We start from the raw sequence: 707 nt of genomic DNA, 5'->3' as shown, positions 1-707 counted from the left end.
TTAGTCAGCATATTATGTCCAGAAGCGTCGCCCGTTGTGGCTTCGAGACGTAGGAACAAAAGGTTACCTACTACTTGGGTGTGCCAACTTACATTGCGGCAGAAACGACTGGTACTGGAAACAACTTGTGCGATCGCTTCGTTCTTGTTGAGTTCATTCAGTACGAGCATTACCGAATGTGCATCCTCGCCCTCTAATAAAATAGAACGAGTCATCCGGTCATCGAATATCGTGCACTGGAGGCCAGCAGATTTTCGGGTAACGCTGGCTCCGCGATTGGTCGAAGGCCACATAGGAGTTTCGAAAGTAGCGAGAGGAACCTCAACTTCGGTATTCACTTCAGAACCAATAATTTTAATTGGTCCGATAGTTTTAACGGGAATTGGTATCGTTTCTTGCATGCCTGCATGATACACAAAGCAAGAAGACAATACTACTTTGTTAGGTGGTCAAGGACTTATAATCGGGAGGCGATATTTACGATATTGCCTAAGGCGGCACCTTCTAAATGTTCCTGATTGCCGATGATGCCGAGGACGACGGGCCCACTGGAAAAAGGCAAAGTTTTTTTGGGGGCAACGACGCCCCTCAGTTCCTTAGGGTGCCACGTGAGAGTGCCTGGAAGATTAGGGCGGCGGGCTTATTTTGAAGGGGAGGAAAAGTGTGATTAAGCTGCGTAGGATACCAAAGAGCGTAGGATACCAAAG

At 47.7% G+C, this 707-nt stretch carries 1 protein-coding gene; it reads right to left on the bottom strand.

What is annotated here, in order from left to right; all coding sequences use genetic code 11:
• Window positions 1-401, bottom strand: a 401-nt coding sequence (locus B1F79_RS02260) for a hydroxymethylglutaryl-coenzyme A reductase family protein (RefSeq protein ID WP_504739177.1), incomplete at its 3' end; no start/stop codon positions are given.
• Between the last annotated feature and the right edge of the window lie 306 nt (window positions 402-707).

Source organism: Coxiella-like endosymbiont of Rhipicephalus sanguineus (genome assembly GCF_018687865.1).
This window is presented reverse-complemented; position numbering and strand designations above follow the sequence as displayed.